Source organism: Ureibacillus acetophenoni, from assembly GCF_900220965.1.
Classification (GTDB): Bacteria; Bacillota; Bacilli; order Bacillales_A; family Planococcaceae; genus Ureibacillus; species Ureibacillus acetophenoni.
In genome coordinates, this window is the sequence record NZ_OBQC01000021.1 from 16,227 (window position 1) to 36,612 (window position 20,386).

The following is a 20,386-nucleotide window of genomic DNA, read 5'->3' on the forward strand; positions in this document are numbered from 1 at the left end:
AGAGATTATAATATTTAGAATATTACCTCAATAGTACTATAGGAGCGTTTTAAATGTATAACATATGCGTCTTTTCTACTAAATTCTCGTATCGTTGGATAAAAAAATGTGAGAATCTGCAGTTTGATAACATCAAATTACATATTTTAATGTACGATAACTTAACTCACTTAGAGGAGCTTTTTATCGAAAACATAAAAAATATGGATGGCTATATATTTAGTGCTCAAATTCCTTATTTACATATTCAAAGGAATTTTAAAGAGCATTTACCAGAAATACCTTGTACTTATTTCGATATAAGCGTGCAAGATTTTTATTACAAACTAGCAGAAATTCATTATAAGTACCCGGACTTTTCCATTAAACATTCTATGATCGATTTCCTATATAAGGAAAACAATTACTTAAATTTGAAAGAAATTATTCCACCTGAAGATTTTCCTTATACACTAGGTGAAAGTATCGAATCTTTTGGACATCCAAATCCTTATGAACTTATTTACGAAGCGCATGCGAAATTGTGGGAAGAAAAAAGAATACGGTTTTCTCTAACACGTTTGTCCAGTTTATATACCTTTTTCGAAGACGAACACATTACACCTATTCTCGTGCACCCTACTATAGATAGTATGAAGACAACGATATTAGAGTTGGTTCATGGAATTGAATTAGAAGACTTAACGAATAACCAAGTTGTAGCTGGATACCTTGAATTTTCAGTTTCACACCATGACCCATCTGAAATTGAATATCGACAGATTGCACTTTATAAATCAATTCTGGATTTCAATCGCCAACGTGGAACATCGTTAATTACATCTAGAAATGCGATCCATTATGAGTTAATTACAAATTATAGCGAGTTCTTGACGATCACAAATAATCAGGAAATCTGCTCTTTAGCGGAATTTTTGAAGGAAAATCTTACGTTTAAAGTGAAAATCGGTTGGGGGATCGGTAAAACATTACAGGATGCAAGAATTCAAGCGGAGAAAGCATCAACGTATTGTACCGGATCACTTACGGAGTCATATATTTTAACAAAGGATAATGAACTACTCGGACCGCTAGATGGTCATTCTTCTATTTCAATTAATTACTCAGATAATGATAAGTTAGAAGAAATCGCAAAGGATACAAATATTTCAATACTCCATTTGCAAAAAATATATGGAATCATTTATAAGCTTAAAATAAGTGCTTTAACAGCTGAGGAATTGAGTATTCACCTTTCAGTGACAGTGCGTACAGCAAGTAGAATACTAAAACGTCTTGAGGATTGTGGTTATGCCTCATCAACAAATGTTGTAACACAAGGTAAAGGAAGACCTCAGAAGTTATATGAACTAAAATTTTAGGTTTTGATTTTATTGAAGGGAAGCTAATGTTTCCCTTCTTTTTTATTTCACGCTCAAACTGCGTGAATTCTATATTGAAGTGAGGATCCACACTAAAAGTCATAAAACTATCACTTACACTTGAAATTTCATTTTGTATACAATAAGCCTCTATGCTATTTGAGGAAGGAAGTTTTTATGCCAAGTAATAAGAAAGAAGGCATTATTTTTGGATTATTCATGTGCACAGGAATGGTTCTAATCATGTCTGTTTATAACATTGCTTTACAAGGGTTTTCATCTTTTACAGTAGGAAGTGTAGGGATTTTATTTGCCATTACATTTATCGTCGCTTTTATTGCCGAGTCATTAGTGGAACCAAAAGCACGAAAACTTGCACTATCATTCCCTTATGATAAATCCAAACAAATAAACGTGATTGTGGCACTTGCTTTATGTATGGTTCCTCAACGATAATGTTGAAACCAATCGTTTTAATGTACTCCGTGAAAATTGAACCTTCAATTCCAATCGTGAATGCTTTAAAGGCAACTCCATATGCTGACATAATTAAAACCATCAGAACGAGCTACTTTTTGGTAGCTTGTTTTTTTAGCATAAGATGTGTAAATGTTACCGAAAAACTAATATGGAGATACTCCCCTTTTCATTGCTAAGTGACATTGGATTTTTCGTCATCTCAGTTGACGGTAAACCGTAATTTTATTTTATAAATATAGGCTAGTGATGGTGCCCAGCACACGTATTTAGTGGAACTGGCACTGCATTGAGTACAATTCGATTGTTCGTTTTTTAGTATAAGATATCAAAATGCTAACAAAAATAACGAATTGTTATAAACCCTATTATTATGCTCCCGGTTATCTACTTTTTCGTCATCTAAGTTGATAGATATCGTAAGTATTATTATAGAAAGATAGATTTATATACATATCTTGTACACTACGGGTAAATCAGGATCGGTATTCGGACCGCTAAATGAATAATTATTTACAGATATATTGGCATAAGATATAAAATTGTTACCGAAAATAACAAATTAATTTTAGGCTTTATTTTATGCAAAAAGACTTTAGATTTTTGGTCAACTTTATTGACAGCAGGCATTCATTTTATTATTTAAATAAATTTATCAAGTAGCCAGGCACTCGTAAACGTAGTATTGTTTGAGTGTCTGGCACTGATTTTTCGGTATAAGATATCAAATGGTTATCAAAAATTAAGAGTTGATTTAAGGCTTCATTTTATGCTAAGAAACTTCAATTTTTTCGTCATCCAAGTTGACTAAGCATGTCATTTTTATTATTTAAATAAATTTATTAGCTACCTGACATCAGTTGAAGAATCCATTTTTTCAAGTCGACAAGACGAGGATACTCAAGAGTTTCATCTGTCCCCACTACAATCAGCGGAACAAGTGAATCCACTTTATGGAGGGAACCATGAGCGCCTCCACCTGCGTGATCTTTACTATGTTCCTCAACAAACTCATACGATGGTTTTGCATCCACAACGATAACATTTCCCTCTTGTGAATGAAGCGCACCATGTAATCTCGCAAGCGCATCGGGATAATCTTTATAGATAAGGATGCCTAGATCATCGATGGCCAAATCTAATATCGATAAATCACCTTCCAATTGCCAAGACTGATTATAATCATCTACAGTTGTTCCCATTGGTGAAAATGTCAATTCCTCATCTTTCTCTGGACTAATGACATAGTTTATTTCTTCCTCTTTCCATGCAATGAACCCAATCCGCTCATCCTCTTTTAGCAGCTGAATAATTTCAGACCGCTCTACCTGATGATCATTCACATAAATGTAGGCACTACGCTCATTAATCGCTATTGCCAATTGCGCATTCTCGTTCTTACCTTCCCAAAAAGAATGCCCCTTCAAAACTTCATTCAAATCAATTAAAGCCTCATTTTTATCTTCCTTAACCAAGGATTGACCACTGTCACCATGCACAATCCAAGTCGCTTTATCTATAGCCTCCTCCCAAGACGAGAAGCTATTTAATAGATCTTGAAGGGCTTGATCCGCTTTTTCAATGCCCTCTTTATCATTAGGACCATTTTTGTGGACCGTTCGATCTGCATCCGGTAAATAAGCTAACGTAAATGCAGGCAATTTATTTTGTTTGATTAAATACTTTAGCTCGTTTACTGTAAATTGATTATTCACACCCATACGATTCCAAATAAATTTATGGCCATCATTGTCTGGATTATATTGCGCCAAGCTCCCTAAAGAAAGTAACGTTGGCGCATCTACTTCTATCTCATTTGGCAACAGCTTCGCCAAGGAAATCAGTTTGGGGACATTCAATGTTTGCTTTTCATTACCTCGATACAACAAACCATTGATTGATGCCGATGAAAGTTCAAGCTGTGCCAGCTCTTCATGAATTGTTTGAACCTCTTTACTTAATTGCGACTGATTGAGGTGTAGAATACTATCCGCCGCTACTCTTTTTACCCCATTGTTCCAAATTTCACGAAGCCCACTTCCATAACTAACCATTCGGTTTTCATCTTCCTTAAACCAAATTAACCCCGGAATTTTATGCTGGTCGGCATAGGTTCCCGTTAACAAAGTGCTGTCAATGGTCACTGACATCGTTGGATATGAACTGATCACTTCAGGATATAGCTGTCCATTATTAATCAAAAATGAAAAAGCAGGAGCTTTTCCGTCTTTTATTAATTGTTGAAGCGATTCCAACATGAGGGAATCAACTGTAATGAGAACAACCGGCTTTTTAGTGGTGTTTATTGAAACGTCATTAAGCTCTTTTGTAGGTGACATTGAAACTCCAAAAACAAGCCCAATACATAAGCAAATAAATAAAATCAAACCTATAAGAATTTTCTTTTTCATAGATACATCCTTTGTTCAATTCTTTAGAATTAATATGGTTTCAATTAATGGAATCATACAAAAAAGGTGCCAAGTACAAATTTCACTGTACCTGACACCTTCACTATTTCCTTCGAACACTTCCAGGCTGCTTGCGGCTATCAAAGAGTAAATGAATCAGGCTCTCATAATATGGAATAAATTCACCCGTCTCAATCAACCTCAGAATTTCTTCCTTACTTGCCCATTTCACCGCTTGCACTTCCTCATACTGCAATTTGAGTGTATGTAAATCTACATTTTTTTCAATTAAATAAATATCATCAAAGCCTCGCTCAATATGTACTGTCAAATGAGGTCGCACGTTTTCAAAGTCTACCTTCAATCCTATTTCTTCATACAACTCTCTTTGTGCGGCAGTCTGACTCGTATCCCCTGCAGTTGCACTTCCCCCTGCAGTAAGATCCCACATGTTTGACCATCCCTCTTTAAAGGGCTGCCTCTGTTGAATAAGCATTTCCCCATCAGTGTTAAAAATACAAACGTGAACAATGATATGATAATCCCCAGGTTGAAGCTCTTCCCCACGCACCGCAGTACGATTTACTTTATTGCGATTCACATCATACAAATCCCATATTTCCATGCCGCACCTCCAATAATTGTTTGTGTACCAGGTACACAAACAATTTAGAATATTCCGAATTGTTTTTGTACCTGGTACCTTTTATTAAAACTGAAATTCATACCCTACGTAATTAAATACATTTTTAAATCCGATCTTTTCTGCAACTGCAACGGAAGGTTTATTTCCCTCCATACAATCCCTGTAAGGAAACATTCCGCGCTCTAAACTCACTCTTATCTAATTCAGAAATCACTTGTATCGCCTCCCCTTACTCTATGTTACGAACAACTTCCTCAGCATATCGGATGCTGTCCTTTAAATAACTTGGTGATTTCGGGTGGCTCATGATTTCATCCGTTGTTAACCAATAAACATTTTCAACCTCATCCCCACTGTTCACAATTGCCTCGCCCGATTCATACTCACACACAAACACGATATCCACGACATGTTCACCAACATCCGTGACAAACGAAGTGCTGTGCGCGTAATGAAACTTATCCTTTACACTTACACCAACCTCTTCTGAAATCTCACGCTTCAAAGTTCTTTCTAAGATGGCAGACGAGTTCCCTTCAATCTCGACCTTCCCTCCCACAAGAGAAAGCAACCCTCCAGCATGTTCTTCCTTTATACTTCTTTCGATGATCAGCCACCGATCACCCTTCCTAATTGCACCCTCAACATTTACAACGAACATCCTATGTACCCCCAATAAAATTCCATATGTCAATTCATTACTTTATTCCATAAAAAAGGGCATTAATCCTTTATTCTAGGATTAATGCCTCTGAATATCGTTCTTCATTTAATTATATTCTACATTTATGACTACATTGCCCCTCTTATGTCCCTTTTCTACATATTTATGAGCTTCTACAATCTCATCAAAGGAATAGGACCGATCAATCACTACTTTTAACTTTCCCGTTTCTACAAGTTCCTTCAGGAAGTTTAGTGCCTCTGGAGTTTCAGGTGAATTTTGACTCATTATTAATTTTAGACTGTTTGCCATCTTAGCCCTCAGCATTTCAAAACTTGGCAACACTTCAGTAACATTGATGTAAGTACCATTTCTCTTTATCACTTTTGCGCAAGCTGAAAAGGAACTTTTATTTACCGCTTCAAAAACAACATCATAAATTTCATCCGTATTCGAGAAATCTTCTTTTGTGTAATCAATGACCTTGTCTGCTCCAAGTGATTTTACTAATTCCACATTCTTAGTACTACATACCGCTGTAACATGCCCTCCGAAAAACTTTGCAAGTTGGACGGCGTAACTTCCTACACTTCCTGAAGCACCATACACCAATACCTTCTGCCCGTTCTCAATTTTTGCCCTTTCTAGAAAAAACAATGCTGTACGTGCCCCTATGGAAATAGCAGCTGCTTCACCATATGTGATATTAGAAGGCTTCATTGCTATAGGTCCATCCTCTGGTAGACACTTATATTCGGCATAAGCACCGAAATCCTTAAGAGTAGCAGCAAACACCTGGTCCCCTACGTTAAACTTTGTAACATTCTTTCCAACCGCCTCAATTTCTCCCGCTAACTCCATCCCTAAAATTGCTTTTCTAGGTTGTCTAAAACCAAGTGTGATTCGTGCAGGTAGCCAGAAAGCAGGAGGAACTGTAAAACTCCGTGCCCGAATATCCGCTACTGTTACAGTTGTCGCCTTTACTTTTATTAAAACTTCATTACCTTTTGGAACTGGCTTTTCTACTTCTTTTACTTGAAGAACTTCTGGAGGCCCGAACTTTTTATACATAATCGCTTTCATAATCCACCTCATATCCGTTCATTTCTCTAATAAGATATGACTATTACACGTCTATAGACCAATAGACATCCAACAAATAAAAAAGGCGAGAAAAATAAATTTCCCGCCTTGCAAAATATATTCTAATATAATAACCTTTATTAATTTTTCACAAAAATCCCATCCACTTCAACGGTCTTAAATATATTTATAAACGCCTGTTCATCATGGCTACGAACAATCTTCTTCACTTGCGACATCTCATAGCGCGTCACAACCATCATTAAGATTTGCTTCTTTTCTTGCGTATAGCCACCGTACCCTTCCGTAACAGTAATTCCACGGTATATGTTTTTTAACAAATCCTCTCTAATCGCTTCACCTTTCGTTGTAACGATCTGCATCGTAACTTTAATGTGGCTCGTATGAATCTGATCAATTACTAAACCTGACAAGTAAATAGACAGAAGTGTATATAGAGCAATCTCCAAATCAAAGAACGCACCAGAAATTAGTACAATAATTCCGTTCATTCCTGTTAAAAGTAGACCGACACTAAAATTACTAGAACGAGAAACAATGATTGCAATGATATCAAGACCACCTGAAGTACCAGAATACTTTAATATAAGGCCGACACCGATCCCGGCGATAATTCCTCCAAAAATCGTCGACAATAATATATTGTCTGTTACAGGAGTGACAGGCAGCAAAATTAAGAAAACAGATAGGGCAACGACACAAATAATCGTATTCACCGTAATTGTTTTACCAAGTTTATAGTATCCTAGTATAATAATTGGTAAGTTGAGCAAAAAATTCATTAGCCCTATATCAAAGGGAGTAACTAACCCGATTAAAATGGCGATGCCACTAATTCCTCCACTTAAAATATCATACGGAACGAGAAAGGAATTAAAGGCAAACGCAACAATCAATGAACCGATAATGGCAATAATATATTTCATTCCATTGAACCCCCTTTAACAAAACGCTATTTCTATAGATAATCAGTTAACAATCATCGAACTCCTACTAATTAAATTTGTCCAACATTGGACGAATTTCTACCTACACATTTCTAAAATTAAATAGAATATAAAAATTTCTGAAACAGTTTATAATTTTAACCATAATAGTGCATCTGTTTTATAACAGTTTTATTGATAATTTAAATCTAGAGGAATTAAATTTTCGTGTCAATAAATTATATAATTATAATAATTTTAAAATAATTTAGAATATACCGTCATTATTGGGCAAATAAAAAGCATTCATCCATCTCGGATCAATGCTTCATAAAAAAACTATAATAATTACCCATTTTACGCCGTTCTTATTAATCTACTTGCCATACTCCTCCTGCGCCTACTTCAAACCCACAAGTTTTATAAAAGTTCGAATTCTGTTCCTCAAAAGTGACAGTGACAATCAGCAATCCAAAACGTTCAGATTCTCGTAATAGCTCCTTTACTAACTTAACCCCAATTCCCTTTTTCTGATACTCCGGATGTACGATAATATCTTCCATATAGCCATGTTCTAACCCCATACCACAAACATACCCAAATGCTATGAGTTTATCATTCTCATCCCGAACCCCAGCCCAGAAATTACAACGCTCAAACAAAGCTGGGTAATCTTTATCACGTCTTCCCCATCCAACACTTTCTCTTAAATCTGGTACCTCGTGATTGGAGATTGGAAGGTTAATACAAACTTTGTAGTCCATTTATTTTTCTCCTTTGCCTATTCTGTTTGTTTATTTAAACCTAATCACCACAATTATGGATTATAAATCGGTAACTTTGATGTTCTTACAACACTCCCATCCCCGAGCGTCACTTCTGTGAAAAGCACGAAATAAGGTTCAAACGTAGAATCGGCCTTAATTTTATGCTTATTGATAATCTTACCAATCTCTTCATTCGTATAGACCCAACCATCTGATGGGTCCGTATCTGAATATACTAAATTGATGCCTTCGTCTGACTCCATTCTTAATGAATAAAAGTCTACCTTTTTAGCATTTTCATAACTTAATAATTCAATTTCAAAATAATCATCATTAATTACATACCAGTCATCTTTCACTTCATGATTGGAATGGATCTTATAAATCTCTTCCAATGCATAAAAAGACTGATTATAATCGTCTAGTCTTGCCATGGCTGACCATCTCACCATTTCCAGGCTTTTCGTCGCTACACTCAATTCACTGATTTTAGTTGAATAAAGCTCTTTTAAACTACTGATTTCCACATCTTTTTTAGCGATTAGTTCCTTTAATTGAGAATTCTCATTCGATAATTGTTCATTTTCTGCATGAGTCGTATCTAATTCTGCATTAGAACATCCTGAAATGATCAGTAGGGCGAGTATAAGCATTCGGCTGATTAATTTTTTATTCATTCTTCTACCACTCCTCTTAAACCTCTATTGGATTTAATTCCCTACTACCAAAAGACTTTCCTTCTTCAATTAGCTAATAGCCCTTTAACGAGGAATAAAAGCAATTTTTCTTCACATAAACGGCTACCTCTTAAGGAATAATAATTTTTAAGCATTGTTACAAAAAAGGTGGGTACATCCATTGAAGAAATATAATTCTTTACTATTATTAGGGTTAATTTGTTTTTCACCCATTATTGCAAGCGCACATGTAAAGTGGTTTACCGAGAAAGAACCTGAAAAAGTCCCTATAGAACAAATCCTTTCAATCGAATTCATAGTGTTATCCTTACTAATTGCTCTATTTTTAGCACTATTGTCTCAATTCATCCCACAGTTGATGAAGATTCCTGGTGTCGCCAAAATTGATATGAAATTAGACGGGTTTCGGAAATACTCTCGTTATATTTTGAAATACGGTACAGCTCTGTCATTTATTTTACAAGTGGTAAATGGTACGATGTTCGCACCAGAATTCACGATTCACCATAATTGGCAAACCATTCTTATGTGGGCCATCATTGTTTTACTGCTAATTCCTCACCATTTGGCAACGAAATTAGCTTCCGTATTTATGTTTGGATTATTCATTCATATTTGGGGTTATTCCGGTTGGTTTCATATGCTTGATTATGGGTTTTATATTGCGATTATCGGGGTTTTAATGGTTGAAAAAACGAAGTTGGATACTGTAGCGTTTCCATTTTTATATCTTGGAACAGGTTTAAGTTTATGTTGGGTGGCAGTAGAAAAATGGGTTTACCCAATGATGACGATTGATATTATTCACCGTCATAACGTACCTACTTTTGGTTTTGCACCTGAACTATTTATTGTTCTGTCAGCATTTATCGAATTCGTTGTTGGTTATCTATTAGTCGTTGGTATTCTTAACCGTGTATTGGCTGTTGCCTTAACCATTTTATTTACCCTAACAACATTGATATTTGGCTATACCGAAGTAGTGGGACATGCGATGATTCATATTGTTTTACTTATTTTTATTATTGAAGGAGTATCCTTCTATTATCCACCAGTTAAAATGCATAAGACTCGACTGGACCAAATGATTTTTGTTTTCTTAAACTTTTTATTTGTGCTAAGTACATTTTTACTGATTTATTATCGATTTGCATAAAATAATGTCAATATTTAAGGCAGGAATAATATGAACTATTCAGCTTCTGTTAATTCCATAATAACTATAAAAGCAATCCCTATTTTCCAAAGGATTGCTTCTTTTTTTATTTATTTCACTTGCTCAATGTTTGGGCTTTTTCGATAGTTAGTAGCCTGTTCAAATGCATAGGCAAATTTAATTAGTTGCCCTTCACTATAAGCTGTTCCTGCAAAAGTCACTCCAAAAGGTTTTCCGTTTTGCATGTAACCAGCAGGTACGGCAATCGATGGATATCCAGCTTTAGCACTGATCGTCGAATTTATATAAGATGAGAATAAAATTGCATCTAAATTATATTTTTCTAAAGCGAAATCGATCCCCTCATTTTGAGAGAAATACAAGTCTTCCAATTTACTTAATAAATAATCACGATCTCTTAATGTATTTGGGAGGACGGCTCTTTCTTCCAATTTGTCCTGTCCATATTTTAACGCCTTGTCTTTGTTCATTTTATTATATTCAATTAACTCTTGAATGGAGTGAACAGGTATAGTTGATGGCAATTGTGAGAGGAAATTATTTAAACTATGTTTCAATTCATATAAATTCACTCCCCAACTCCATTCTCTATGGAAGCTAGGAATATCAACTTCTTCTACAACGGCTCCCTCATCTTTAATTACTTGAATTACTTTTTCGTACAAATTCTCATCGTACTCACCAGAATTAAGAAAATCATTTGATGCATTTCTAAATACACCTATTCTAGCTCCATTCAGTCCATCCGCATCAAGAAATCTCGAGTAATCCTGTTCGATTCTTCCTTCACTTTTATAAGTCGCAGCATCTTCCTCATCCACGCCAACCATAGCCCCAAGCAAAAGTGCTACGTCTGTTACAGTCCTTGCCATTGGTCCAGCCGTATCTTGAGAATAAGTAAATGGAATAATACCACTTCGACTAATTAAACCGACAGTTGGTTTAATACCAACGATGGAATTTTGTATAGCAGGACTAAGAATGGATGCATCCGTTTCCGTTCCAACAGATAAAACGGTGAAATTCGCAGCAACTGCTACAGCTGAACCAGAACTAGAGCCCCCTACAAACAAATCCCCATACGGATTTAGTACTTGTCCTCCTCTTGAGCTATAACCAGCCCACATAGCTGAGGACATCCCATTCGCTAATTCGGTCATATTCGTCTTCCCTAAAATGACAGCACCTGCTTTACGAAGCTTTTCAACAAGAAATGCATCTTTCGGAGCCAAATAATTCTCCAATGCCAACGTACCTGCGCTTGTATGCATAAAATCTTTGGTCGCAATATTATCTTTTAAAAGAACAGGAATTCCATGCAATGGACTCCTTACACCTTTTGTCTTTCTTTCATGATCAAGCGCTTCCGCAATAAAAATCGCATCTGGATTTATTTCAAGAACAGAATTGTACCTTGGCCCATCCTGATCAAACTTAGCAATTCGATATAAGTAGTACATCACCAATTCCTTTGAAGTAATTGTGCCCTTTTCCATTGCACTTTGAATCTCATGGATAGTCATTTCTTCCTTCAAAAACTCGTTAAATTGAATGGCCATTAAATTTCCCCTATCCCCTTTTATATGTGTTTACTAGACTAATTCATCAAAAAAGACGTTAATCCCTTTTTTTGGATTAACGCCTTACAAATTTATATAGCACTTTCAATTGCATTCATCAGTTCTTCAATAAGTTCTTCTGATGCAAATCTACTTTTTCCGTGGGAGATTTTGTCTTCATAAATTCGAATTGCTCCACTTGGATAATGACCTTTTAAAGCCACGCTCAATCCAAGCAAAGGATCATCAGTTTGTAGCTGAAGTTCATGATCTTCCAAACCGTTCAGTTGTTGAAGAAGAAGAACAATTTTCTTAATGTCAGCTTCATCTTCAATTATTATAAATGGTCGTTCAGGGATACCAAGGATTTCAAGATATTCAACTTCAGATACGTTCAGTAATTCCTTATCAATAACTATCTCTCTTTTATCTCCATTCAAAATAAAAAGAAGAAAACTCGTTGATATGATACCTAGAATTACGACAATAAAAAGTCGGTTCCTTATGATTCACCACTCCTTGTATATTGCTTTTTTAATCCATCCAATAAAAAATGGCATCAAACAGTTTGTACTGATTTGGATGGGTGAAGGTTTCAATTTTCGCTTTAAACGGGAGAGGTTGTTCCAAATAGGTTTTATCTAAAATCATGTATCCTGCTTCATCTAACTTCAATTTGATTTCTCGGAAATTATCTTTCCATTCTTCTTGAACTTCCGTGATTACTTGTTGGGATTGACTCAGCATAGAAAACCCACTAAAATATTCCATTTTACCTTTACTTGTCTCTAAAATTGCTCTACTTCGAATGTCTTTCCCCAAAATTGCAACTGGCGCCAATCGACTAATATAGAGCACTAACCCGTCGATTTCAATCGAAGTAAGCGAATCTTTTTCTATGTATTTTTCGCTCAACACACTACTACCGTCTCTTTTGTAAAAAAAGAAATCCACATAGGATGCATATCCACTCCCATAATGGTCGAACATCGCTTCACATTGAATCGATTTTGAACGGTTAAATTTATAGAATAAATCTTTAATATACCTTTCAATCTGGTTTCGATCTTTCGTGTTGTAAGGATAACCATCACCAATTGGCTCTTTTGCAATCATCTTTTGTAACTGTTCATTTGTAAATTGCATTACTCTTCACCTCTTCGAAATAATTAGACTAGGCCAAACTTACACTCCAACCAGTGATTCCTTCTTCGCATTCTTCTCGTTATACATTTTCGCATCCGCCTCGTTTAGTAATTGTTCCATTACGCCATAAGAGGTTTCACTATAGGCATAGCCAACGGAGATCCTAATTGGATAGTATGGCACCTCTTTATCTCCCACTTGCAAATTCTTTTGAATCGCTTCAATATACTCTTTAACTTGCATTTCAGTAGCATGAGGTAATAGAATGGCAAACTCATCGCCACCAATCCGCGCTACAATCATCTCTTCCATTGCATGGTTTTTCAAACAGTTGGCGGCTTCAATAATTAAACGGTCCCCCATTTGATGTCCATAACTATCATTCACTATTTTTAATTCATCGATATCGATTGCAATAACAGCAACAGGAACTTCTATCTCATTCAATTCCGACATCTTCCTTTGGAAATACTCCCGATTATAAAGTTTCGTCAATGCATCATGTGTTGATTTATATTCAAGTTGTTGCTGCAATACAACCTTTTCATCAATATTGCGGTAGATTCCTAAAACCGCTACAAACTTTCCCTCTTTGTAGATTGGCGTTGCATACTCTTCAAACCATATGTAATGCCCTAAATGATTCCTAAACCGTACTTGAATTGCCTCGTGAAAGTTTAACTCACCTAACTTCTTGTTGATCAAAATCTCACGATCGTCAGGGTGAACGATTTCAAAAATTGATTCAGGATTATTTAAATGTTCTTCATATGTATTCGGGCCAAGTAAATCGTTGACATTCTTACTTAAATAAAGATAGTTGAGCTTAGGCACAACTTCACAGTAGTAAAGAATATCCCGAATATTTTCTGCCGTTTCAACTAGTGGCTGGAGATATCTCACTTTTCGATTTAACTTAACATTCTGTTGATAGAAATAAATGCATAATAATATTAGTCCTAAAATAATACATCCAAAAAGGATCGACATAGTTAATCCCACTTTCTCTAGATGCCTAGCCTTTAATATTTAATCAAGTATAACATTTTCGACTTTTACTTTTTACTAAAATAGGGCCCACACCAACCCGTTTCGTGTGTTATAACAAATGTCCAACGAAACTGTTTATCCACAACATATAAGTCATTACTCTCTTCTTCAATTAGGTCAGCGTAATTTAACAATCCTGCATTTTCTAATAGGTACGCCTGTTCATCATGTTGATAAAATACATAGCATTCCCCCTTAGGTTCGTTATGAAATGCTTCTATTGCATATTCTCTCTCAACACAATCTCGCTTCCCAAAACTAAAAAGATGCCACAAATAGCCACAGAAAACCTCGAAATCATGCATGTGGATTGCGCTTTTTTCTTCTTTCGTTAGATGATTAGCGAAGTGGTTTTCCCATTCTTTTCGCAAATACACTCCCCATTTCGGGATTTCTCTTACTCTCATATTTTTATTTATTAATTTATTTACAATAGTCATCTGACACCTCTTTTTAACTTTCATTCTAATAAATATATTGCTCAGAATCTAACGAGTCAACTGACGACCGAAACCATTTCGAATATCCTCTCGAGTCATTCCCACATATACTGTTGGAGACTATTTCAAAGGAGTGATATCAACATGGGATTTTTCCAACCTGAAGGAACAATGGGACCACAATTTCCTCCCCCTCCCTATATACCGCCAAAACCTTCTGTCTCTTATATCGTTGACTGTGTCTATCAAAATACGTATGTATGGCTTATCAATGGCGATCAATTCTGGTTTTACCCAACTCGTGTAGAATACGGGGAAATCGCTGGCTATCGATGGAACGGTGCATTTTGGCAATTCCATGGAATTGACCCAAGATTCGTAGATGCTGTAGCTTGCCCTCCTACGCCAACGTTGTACTAATCGGTTGCCCACTATTTAAATTCGGAGGTATTGTATGACAAACTTTTATTCATTTAGTGGAACCGTTACAGCGATTAGTGACTTTTTTACAGGTCAAAACGGGGAAAGTGAAGGCTGTACTAAATTTTTCACAATAGAAAATGAAATGGGGCAAATTGTTAATTTTGTCGTTTCACCTTCTACTTACGTTGTTGACCACGCAATGATCAATGTCGGGGATCGTGTAACTGGCTATTATGATGGAGATTTACCTGCGATTCTCATCTATCCCCCACAATATCAAGCAATCGTAATGGTAAAAGAGAATCCAAACCAAAATGTAAAAGTTTCTTATTTTAATAACCAGCTAGTTAGTAGTGACGGTCAATTACGATTAAATTTATCGCCCTTTACTCGAATGGTATTAACAAATGGACAACGTTTTACGCATTTTCCAGGAAACCGGGACTTAATTGTCATCTATGGACCTTCCACTAGAAGTATCCCCGCACAAACGACACCTTATCGAATCATCGTGTTATGTTAATTGCCTGATTTTTGTAAGTGATAAAAAATGGTCAACCAGAACTTCTGGCTGACCTTATCCGATAATTAACCACAAAAAATCTATTTACTATATTCCTTACTTCCTAAAGTTAACTTTGCAAATTCATTAAATGCCAATTCTTCTTCATAAAAAGGATAATGATTACTTTGTTCAAACGCGGTAAAGCTTGCATTTGGAATGAGTTCTGCAATTTCAACTCCAAAACGATACGGACATTGGGCATCATATACCCCAGAACATACATATGCCGGAATCGTTACTTGCTTTAACTGTTCAGTGACGTCATATGTTTGGCAGTCCACTTTTCTAAAGTAATCAAGTCTAGGACCAACCGTTTTACCACTATTCGGTTTTTCGTACATCTTATCTAAATTCTCTTCTTTGTATAAGGACATTAATGCCCATTCTCTAGTTATCTTTCTTCGTTCTTCTATTGGTAAATCAGGGTCATTAAGTAAATTCATGATTTCGCGAATTCGATTGAAATTAGGATTTTGATGATTATAAATACTATCTGGGTCTGTATTATAACGAATACTTGCTGCAGCACCACTTACTATAATTTTAGTTAGTGATGCTTCCTTTAAAACAGCATACTTTAAAGCGAGCATCCCCCCAGTAGAGTGACCTCCCAAAGCCCATTTCTCAAATCCCAGAGCCTCTCTGATCGCCTCTAAATCTAGAACAGTTTCATCCATACTATACTCACTTTCATTTTGTGCTTTTACCGAATTTCCGGCACCACGCAAGTTAATTAAAAACACATGATAGTACTCTGTAAATGTATTAGCAAACACAGTTCCGCGGGTATCATACTCACTATATAAATGCGTAATTGCTAGCGGATCTCCCTCACCTTTTTCAAATATTTCAAACGTACCCCTACTTGTTTCAATAAATTTCTGAATCCACATAACTATCTCCCCTTTCATTTACCTTCATTCGCCCTTGATAATTCTTTAAGTAAAGTGATTATTTCTTTGTTTTGTTCGACTTGAATTTCACTGTTTACTCGAATGATTCTGACCCATCTTATGAGTAAAGTTACTAATAGTATCGGTATTAACGTAAACAATGCACCTACTATAGCTACTTGATCACCAGAAAAGCTCACTTTGATCCTCCCTTAACAATAAGAACATTAGTAACTATTAAAAATACTTCAATAAAAAAGACATTTCTCCTTCTAGAAGTAATGCCTTCATTAGAGCATCAACAGAGGGAGAGGAAGTAATTCGCCATTTCGGATGAAGTTTTCGCCAATAAGCGAGAGTTATTCGCCAACATCTCTAAAACGTGTATCAACTGAGGAGTTATTCGCCGATTCAGATGAAATTCTCGTCAATAAGCTGAAGTTATTCGCCATCATAGATAGATTTATCGCCAGCATCACTGGAACGCGCATCAACTGAGGAGTTATTCGTCATTTCGGATGAAGTTTTCGCCAATAAGCGAGAGTTATTCGCCAACATAAATAGATTTATCGCCACAGTGAAAGATACTACTCCGTCACTTCAATAAAGAGGGCATTTCTCCTTTCGAAGAAATGCCCCATACTTGATATTTTGCAGTCCCTTTTATTTACGAAGGAATACCAACAATTGATTTCACTTCTAAGTACTCCTCAATACCGTAGCTACCCCACTCACGGCCGATTCCGGATTGCTTAAAGCCTCCAAATGGTGCAGACATTTCCGGAGGTGCATTATTCACTCGAATGCTACCAGCACGAATGGACATTGCAACTTTCTCAATTTTTTCTCTGTCTTCACCAACAACATATCCTGCTAATCCATAGATCGTATCGTTGGCAATTTCAATGGCTTCATCTAGATCTTCATAAGTAATGATCGACATTACCGGTCCAAAGATCTCTTCTTGAGCAATCGTCATATCATTCGTTACATTCGTAAACACAGTTGGCTTCACAAAGTAACCTTTTTCAAGCCCTTCTGGTTTACCAGGTCCACCACTTACAAGAGTCGCCCCTTCTTCTATTCCTTTTTGAATATATCCTTGCACGCGATTATATTGTTTCTCTGAAACTAGTGGTCCGAATATATTACTTTTGTCTTGTGGATCACCGTAAGGAATATTCGGTAAAATTGCTTTCACAGCCTCAACGAATTCATCGTGCTTGGATTTTGGAACAAGTGTCCGTGAAGCCGCTACACACACTTGACCTGTATTGAAAACAACATTCGAAATAGCAATTTGAGCTGCTTTTACCATATCGAAATCATCAAGGATTACAAGCGGTGACTTCCCACCAAGTTCAAGAGCTACTTTTTTAATTGTCTTAGCTGCATTTTCGGTAATCTTTTGACCTACTGCTCCTGAACCAGTGAATGATACAAAATCAATATCAGGGTGAGAGCTAATACCGTTACCGACAACTTCACCTGAACCATTCACAAGATTAAATACGCCTTTAGGTACACCAGCAGCTTCAAATATTTCTGCAAGAATAATCGCGGCAAAAGGTGTTTCTTCAGACGGCTTTAACACTACTGTACATCCAGCGGCAAATGCGCTTGCTAGTTTCGTAGATGTTTGATTCGTTGGGAAGTTCCATGGTGTAATAAGCCCGCTAACACCGATTGGCTCCTTACGAATTAAAGCACCACCGCGTCTTTCACTAAATTCGAAGCTTTCCAACTCTTTTGCCGCTTGACGGAAATGAGATAACCCCATGTTGTAATGAGTTTTTTCACTGATCGTAATAGGTGAACCTAATTCTTGCATAACCACTTCAACTATATCGTCTTTACGCTTTTCATACTCATCCGCAATTCGATTTAACAACTCAATTCGCTCTTCCTTCGATGTTTGAGAAAATGAAGGAAATGCTGCTCGCGCTGCCGCAACAGCTCTATTTAAGTCTTCTATTGTTCCATCACTAATTCGACCAATGACTTCTTCTGTAGCCGGGTTAATCACATCAATTGTATTTGTACCAGTCGATTCAACCCATTCACCATTAATAAAATGCTTCAAATAGTTTCGAATGTTCAATACCCCTTTTCATCAAATAGTTACTATTAATGACCAATAATAAGTTTATGATTAAAAAATCTTGAATATTAACTGATATTTTTATTTTATTAAGATGAATACCTCTCCATATGCTGTCTATATAATTTCCATCCCTCATGTTCCTTTTTAAAGATTTCCATTGCTAACGCACTTGCTACTTTTTCACCTGAAAAATAAAAGTTGATAATGGAAGATATAATAATTTCATTTTCTGAACGAAGATTATGGGTTAAATCATTATATTCCCAGTACGGCTGTTTACTTTTATAACTGTTTAATGTTTCGACATTTGATTTTTTATAAGAGTCCCCAGTATAAACCTCGTAATCTCTGTCATTGTAATAGCCAAAATATCCGATAAAGTCATTGGAAATCCATTTATTCACTTCTTCCACATCGCTGTTATTTAAAACATAACGATACTCTTCAATTGCCTTCAAAGCTTCATTTAACAAGCGTTTCACCTCATGTTCATATAAAACTCAAACTTTATTATCTACAATAGTTTCGACATATAATATTCATCAACATAGTTGCCATTAATCTTTAATGAGTTGCGTTTTACCCCTTCAATCTCAAATCCACTCTTCTTATAAAGAGCTACACCTGCAGCATTTTCAGTTACTGCAGTTAGTTCCAACCTAGTAATATGCTTACTTCTTGCCCACTCCTCTGCATGTCTAAACAAAGCTGTCCCTACACCCTGACCTCGATAATCATTTAAGATCCCAATTACAATATAGGCTGAGTGTTTATTTTTCTGAGTAGTTCCTCCCAATACAAACATGTAACCTATTAACATGTCATTCTTTTTTGCCACAAGTATATTTGCATTATTTTGCTGCGCTATCCGCTCCAATTGTTTTGCTTGTTGTTCCGGAGTTGTTTTCCTTTCACCAGGCTCCATTAGCATAAAATCAGAGGTAGCTTCTACTTCCTTTATTAGATTAATTAAATTCTCGGCATCTTCGATTTGTATGTGTCTTATTAACATACAGCTCCCCCGTTCTAATAAATATTACGTTAACCAACCGTTGATACTTTCTTTAAAACCATGGTCTTCCCATGAGACAATCGTCTTCATTTCACCCAATTGTAGGATTCTCTCTTGAAATAGTAGATCACCTAAAAAGTACCCTAATCGCGAGTGCCCGAATTTACTTCCCCCACGGATAGAAAACCACTCGTGGAAAATCTCTTGTGGAGTACACTTTTTAATATCTTTCGCAAACGCATATTTTATTTCTTGTTTGTGTAGAGTTGCGAATTGTAGCCATACCTCACCTTGATCATCATAAGAAAAATAAATAGAAGGATTAAGACCAGGTACTGTTTTTCTTGAAAAATGTGTAGCAGTTCCTTCTTGAAATAGCCAAGTAAGAGGACTCTTCCAATCTACTTCGGACCAGTCATTACCTGCTTCATCTGATAGGATGTTTTGTGTTAAATGACCGAATTCGTGGGCGATGATGACTTTTAAATGGCTAGGTTCTGGCGATAACCTTTCTAATGCAAAAGTGACATTCGGGATAATTTGTCTATATGTATAGGCATTAGAACCAAATCCCCCGACGATTAAATTCACATCAATTGGAAAAGTAACATCATACAAACTCGAATAAGTTTTCTCTACGCCTTTTATAAGAGGAGCAATATTTTTATGTACTAACTGGATGGAATCAAACACTTGAGGATATCTTTGAATCGATTGATGATGTCTTTCATCCGTATCTTTGCAATGATACAGAAAATATTCCTTAAATATATCGGGAAACTGATTATAGTAGCTTCGTAAGAACTGAATGGAAGGTTGATAGTTTTCCAAAAAATTTGGCACCGTATCCAAAGTTTTCACTTTCTATCCCCCTCGTATATTAGTAGTAAGAGCTCTTTCTAATAGAATTTCCAGTTGATCCGGACAACTGGAGGATCTATTGGATTTCCTATAGGATGTGGT

At 36.1% G+C, this 20,386-nt stretch carries 24 protein-coding genes; 5 read left to right on the forward strand and 19 right to left on the reverse strand.

The window, feature by feature from the left end; genetic code table 11:
* The first annotated feature begins 53 nt into the window (after positions 1 to 53).
* Positions 54 to 1,361, forward strand: coding sequence for a helix-turn-helix domain-containing protein (locus tag CRO45_RS18590; protein ID WP_097151134.1), 1,308 nt, complete (start codon positions 54 to 56; stop codon positions 1,359 to 1,361).
* Positions 1,362 to 1,538: 177 nt separating this feature from the next.
* A complete protein-coding gene (locus CRO45_RS18595; protein WP_212613437.1) occupies positions 1,539 to 1,817 on the forward strand; it encodes a hypothetical protein in 279 nt (92 codons plus the stop codon).
* 863 nt (positions 1,818 to 2,680) lie between these two features.
* Here CRO45_RS18595 and CRO45_RS18600 read toward each other — a convergent pair.
* The 8 genes from CRO45_RS18600 to CRO45_RS18635 all read right to left on the reverse strand — a co-directional run bounded on the left by CRO45_RS18600 (position 2,681) and on the right by CRO45_RS18635 (position 9,033).
* Positions 2,681 to 4,249: an alkaline phosphatase family protein gene (locus tag CRO45_RS18600; RefSeq protein WP_097151135.1), complete on the reverse strand. Its 1,569-nt coding sequence runs from the start codon at positions 4,247 to 4,249 to the stop codon at positions 2,681 to 2,683.
* A 103-nt stretch (positions 4,250 to 4,352) separates the two neighbouring features.
* Complete coding sequence (locus CRO45_RS18605; protein WP_097151136.1) at positions 4,353 to 4,874, reverse strand: NUDIX hydrolase; 522 nt, start codon at positions 4,872 to 4,874, stop codon at positions 4,353 to 4,355.
* Between the two features lie 84 nt (positions 4,875 to 4,958).
* Positions 4,959 to 5,093 carry a GNAT family N-acetyltransferase gene (locus CRO45_RS18610; RefSeq protein ID WP_408057173.1) on the reverse strand — a complete coding sequence of 45 codons (135 nt, stop codon included), beginning with the start codon at positions 5,091 to 5,093 and terminating at the stop codon, positions 4,959 to 4,961.
* A gap of 31 nt (positions 5,094 to 5,124) precedes the next feature.
* Positions 5,125 to 5,556: an NUDIX hydrolase gene (locus tag CRO45_RS18615; protein ID WP_097151137.1), complete on the reverse strand. Its 432-nt coding sequence runs from the start codon at positions 5,554 to 5,556 to the stop codon at positions 5,125 to 5,127.
* Between the two features lie 108 nt (positions 5,557 to 5,664).
* Positions 5,665 to 6,642 (reverse strand): NAD(P)-dependent alcohol dehydrogenase, encoded by a 978-nt coding sequence (locus CRO45_RS18620; RefSeq protein WP_097151138.1) that lies wholly within the window; start codon positions 6,640 to 6,642, stop codon positions 5,665 to 5,667.
* Between the two features lie 140 nt (positions 6,643 to 6,782).
* Positions 6,783 to 7,589 carry a YitT family protein gene (locus CRO45_RS18625; protein WP_097151139.1) on the reverse strand — a complete coding sequence of 269 codons (807 nt, stop codon included), beginning with the start codon at positions 7,587 to 7,589 and terminating at the stop codon, positions 6,783 to 6,785.
* 371 nt (positions 7,590 to 7,960) lie between these two features.
* Positions 7,961 to 8,353, reverse strand: coding sequence for a GNAT family N-acetyltransferase (locus tag CRO45_RS18630; RefSeq protein ID WP_097151140.1), 393 nt, complete (start codon positions 8,351 to 8,353; stop codon positions 7,961 to 7,963).
* A 53-nt stretch (positions 8,354 to 8,406) separates the two neighbouring features.
* On the reverse strand, positions 8,407 to 9,033 hold the full coding sequence (locus CRO45_RS18635; protein ID WP_097151141.1) for a hypothetical protein: 627 nt from the start codon (positions 9,031 to 9,033) through the stop codon (positions 8,407 to 8,409).
* A gap of 181 nt (positions 9,034 to 9,214) precedes the next feature.
* On the opposite strand from CRO45_RS18635, the gene CRO45_RS18640 reads away from it, so the two are divergent.
* Positions 9,215 to 10,210, forward strand: coding sequence for a DoxX family membrane protein (locus CRO45_RS18640; RefSeq protein WP_097151142.1), 996 nt, complete (start codon positions 9,215 to 9,217; stop codon positions 10,208 to 10,210).
* 110 nt (positions 10,211 to 10,320) lie between these two features.
* Here the strand turns inward: CRO45_RS18640 and CRO45_RS18645 are convergent, their stop codons facing one another.
* The 5 genes from CRO45_RS18645 to CRO45_RS18665 all read right to left on the reverse strand — a co-directional run bounded on the left by CRO45_RS18645 (position 10,321) and on the right by CRO45_RS18665 (position 14,426).
* Positions 10,321 to 11,790, reverse strand: coding sequence for an amidase family protein (locus CRO45_RS18645; protein WP_097151143.1), 1,470 nt, complete (start codon positions 11,788 to 11,790; stop codon positions 10,321 to 10,323).
* Positions 11,791 to 11,882: 92 nt separating this feature from the next.
* Positions 11,883 to 12,230 (reverse strand): hypothetical protein, encoded by a 348-nt coding sequence (locus CRO45_RS18650; RefSeq protein WP_097151144.1) that lies wholly within the window; start codon positions 12,228 to 12,230, stop codon positions 11,883 to 11,885.
* Positions 12,231 to 12,324: 94 nt separating this feature from the next.
* Positions 12,325 to 12,936: a hypothetical protein gene (locus CRO45_RS18655; protein WP_097151145.1), complete on the reverse strand. Its 612-nt coding sequence runs from the start codon at positions 12,934 to 12,936 to the stop codon at positions 12,325 to 12,327.
* 39 nt (positions 12,937 to 12,975) lie between these two features.
* Positions 12,976 to 13,926 carry a sensor domain-containing diguanylate cyclase gene (locus CRO45_RS18660; RefSeq protein ID WP_097151146.1) on the reverse strand — a complete coding sequence of 317 codons (951 nt, stop codon included), beginning with the start codon at positions 13,924 to 13,926 and terminating at the stop codon, positions 12,976 to 12,978.
* Positions 13,927 to 13,991: 65 nt separating this feature from the next.
* The gene (locus CRO45_RS18665) at positions 13,992 to 14,426 is read right to left on the reverse strand and encodes a DUF4275 family protein (protein WP_097151147.1); all 435 of its coding nucleotides are present in this window, start codon (positions 14,424 to 14,426) and stop codon (positions 13,992 to 13,994) included.
* 144 nt (positions 14,427 to 14,570) lie between these two features.
* On the opposite strand from CRO45_RS18665, the gene CRO45_RS18670 reads away from it, so the two are divergent.
* Positions 14,571 to 14,846 (forward strand): transporter, encoded by a 276-nt coding sequence (locus CRO45_RS18670; protein WP_097151148.1) that lies wholly within the window; start codon positions 14,571 to 14,573, stop codon positions 14,844 to 14,846.
* Between the two features lie 34 nt (positions 14,847 to 14,880).
* Positions 14,881 to 15,372 (forward strand): hypothetical protein, encoded by a 492-nt coding sequence (locus tag CRO45_RS18675; RefSeq protein ID WP_097151149.1) that lies wholly within the window; start codon positions 14,881 to 14,883, stop codon positions 15,370 to 15,372.
* 80 nt (positions 15,373 to 15,452) lie between these two features.
* Here CRO45_RS18675 and CRO45_RS18680 read toward each other — a convergent pair whose 3' ends face one another.
* The 6 genes from CRO45_RS18680 to CRO45_RS18705 all read right to left on the reverse strand — a co-directional run bounded on the left by CRO45_RS18680 (position 15,453) and on the right by CRO45_RS18705 (position 20,284).
* Positions 15,453 to 16,307 (reverse strand): alpha/beta fold hydrolase, encoded by an 855-nt coding sequence (locus tag CRO45_RS18680; RefSeq protein ID WP_097151150.1) that lies wholly within the window; start codon positions 16,305 to 16,307, stop codon positions 15,453 to 15,455.
* A gap of 14 nt (positions 16,308 to 16,321) precedes the next feature.
* The gene (locus tag CRO45_RS18685; RefSeq protein WP_097151151.1) at positions 16,322 to 16,507 is read right to left on the reverse strand and encodes a hypothetical protein; all 186 of its coding nucleotides are present in this window, start codon (positions 16,505 to 16,507) and stop codon (positions 16,322 to 16,324) included.
* Between the two features lie 467 nt (positions 16,508 to 16,974).
* Complete coding sequence (locus CRO45_RS18690; RefSeq protein ID WP_097151155.1) at positions 16,975 to 18,402, reverse strand: aldehyde dehydrogenase family protein; 1,428 nt, start codon at positions 18,400 to 18,402, stop codon at positions 16,975 to 16,977.
* Positions 18,403 to 18,497: 95 nt separating this feature from the next.
* The gene (locus tag CRO45_RS18695; RefSeq protein WP_097151152.1) at positions 18,498 to 18,884 is read right to left on the reverse strand and encodes a DUF4440 domain-containing protein; all 387 of its coding nucleotides are present in this window, start codon (positions 18,882 to 18,884) and stop codon (positions 18,498 to 18,500) included.
* A 41-nt stretch (positions 18,885 to 18,925) separates the two neighbouring features.
* Positions 18,926 to 19,423: a GNAT family N-acetyltransferase gene (locus CRO45_RS18700; protein ID WP_097151153.1), complete on the reverse strand. Its 498-nt coding sequence runs from the start codon at positions 19,421 to 19,423 to the stop codon at positions 18,926 to 18,928.
* A 24-nt stretch (positions 19,424 to 19,447) separates the two neighbouring features.
* On the reverse strand, positions 19,448 to 20,284 hold the full coding sequence (locus CRO45_RS18705; protein WP_235864671.1) for a hypothetical protein: 837 nt from the start codon (positions 20,282 to 20,284) through the stop codon (positions 19,448 to 19,450).
* Between the last annotated feature and the right edge of the window lie 102 nt (positions 20,285 to 20,386).

What these genes read in the sequence shown, in the direction of transcription:
- CRO45_RS18590 (WP_097151134.1), top strand. Translation starts at nt 54, where the DNA reads ATGTATAACATATGCGTCTTTTCTACTAAATTCTCGTATCGTTGGATA.
- CRO45_RS18595 (WP_212613437.1), top strand. Translation starts at nt 1,539, where the DNA reads ATGCCAAGTAATAAGAAAGAAGGCATTATTTTTGGATTATTCATGTGC.
- CRO45_RS18600 (WP_097151135.1), bottom strand. Translation starts at nt 4,249, where the DNA reads ATGAAAAAGAAAATTCTTATAGGTTTGATTTTATTTATTTGCTTATGT.
- CRO45_RS18605 (WP_097151136.1), bottom strand. Translation starts at nt 4,874, where the DNA reads ATGGAAATATGGGATTTGTATGATGTGAATCGCAATAAAGTAAATCGT.
- CRO45_RS18615 (WP_097151137.1), bottom strand. Translation starts at nt 5,556, where the DNA reads ATGTTCGTTGTAAATGTTGAGGGTGCAATTAGGAAGGGTGATCGGTGG.
- CRO45_RS18620 (WP_097151138.1), bottom strand. Translation starts at nt 6,642, where the DNA reads ATGAAAGCGATTATGTATAAAAAGTTCGGGCCTCCAGAAGTTCTTCAA.
- CRO45_RS18625 (WP_097151139.1), bottom strand. Translation starts at nt 7,589, where the DNA reads ATGAAATATATTATTGCCATTATCGGTTCATTGATTGTTGCGTTTGCC.
- CRO45_RS18630 (WP_097151140.1), bottom strand. Translation starts at nt 8,353, where the DNA reads ATGGACTACAAAGTTTGTATTAACCTTCCAATCTCCAATCACGAGGTA.
- CRO45_RS18635 (WP_097151141.1), bottom strand. Translation starts at nt 9,033, where the DNA reads ATGAATAAAAAATTAATCAGCCGAATGCTTATACTCGCCCTACTGATC.
- CRO45_RS18645 (WP_097151143.1), bottom strand. Translation starts at nt 11,790, where the DNA reads ATGGCCATTCAATTTAACGAGTTTTTGAAGGAAGAAATGACTATCCAT.
- CRO45_RS18655 (WP_097151145.1), bottom strand. Translation starts at nt 12,936, where the DNA reads ATGCAATTTACAAATGAACAGTTACAAAAGATGATTGCAAAAGAGCCA.
- CRO45_RS18660 (WP_097151146.1), bottom strand. Translation starts at nt 13,926, where the DNA reads ATGTCGATCCTTTTTGGATGTATTATTTTAGGACTAATATTATTATGC.
- CRO45_RS18665 (WP_097151147.1), bottom strand. Translation starts at nt 14,426, where the DNA reads ATGACTATTGTAAATAAATTAATAAATAAAAATATGAGAGTAAGAGAA.
- CRO45_RS18670 (WP_097151148.1), top strand. Translation starts at nt 14,571, where the DNA reads ATGGGATTTTTCCAACCTGAAGGAACAATGGGACCACAATTTCCTCCC.
- CRO45_RS18675 (WP_097151149.1), top strand. Translation starts at nt 14,881, where the DNA reads ATGACAAACTTTTATTCATTTAGTGGAACCGTTACAGCGATTAGTGAC.
- CRO45_RS18680 (WP_097151150.1), bottom strand. Translation starts at nt 16,307, where the DNA reads ATGTGGATTCAGAAATTTATTGAAACAAGTAGGGGTACGTTTGAAATA.
- CRO45_RS18700 (WP_097151153.1), bottom strand. Translation starts at nt 19,423, where the DNA reads ATGTTAATAAGACACATACAAATCGAAGATGCCGAGAATTTAATTAAT.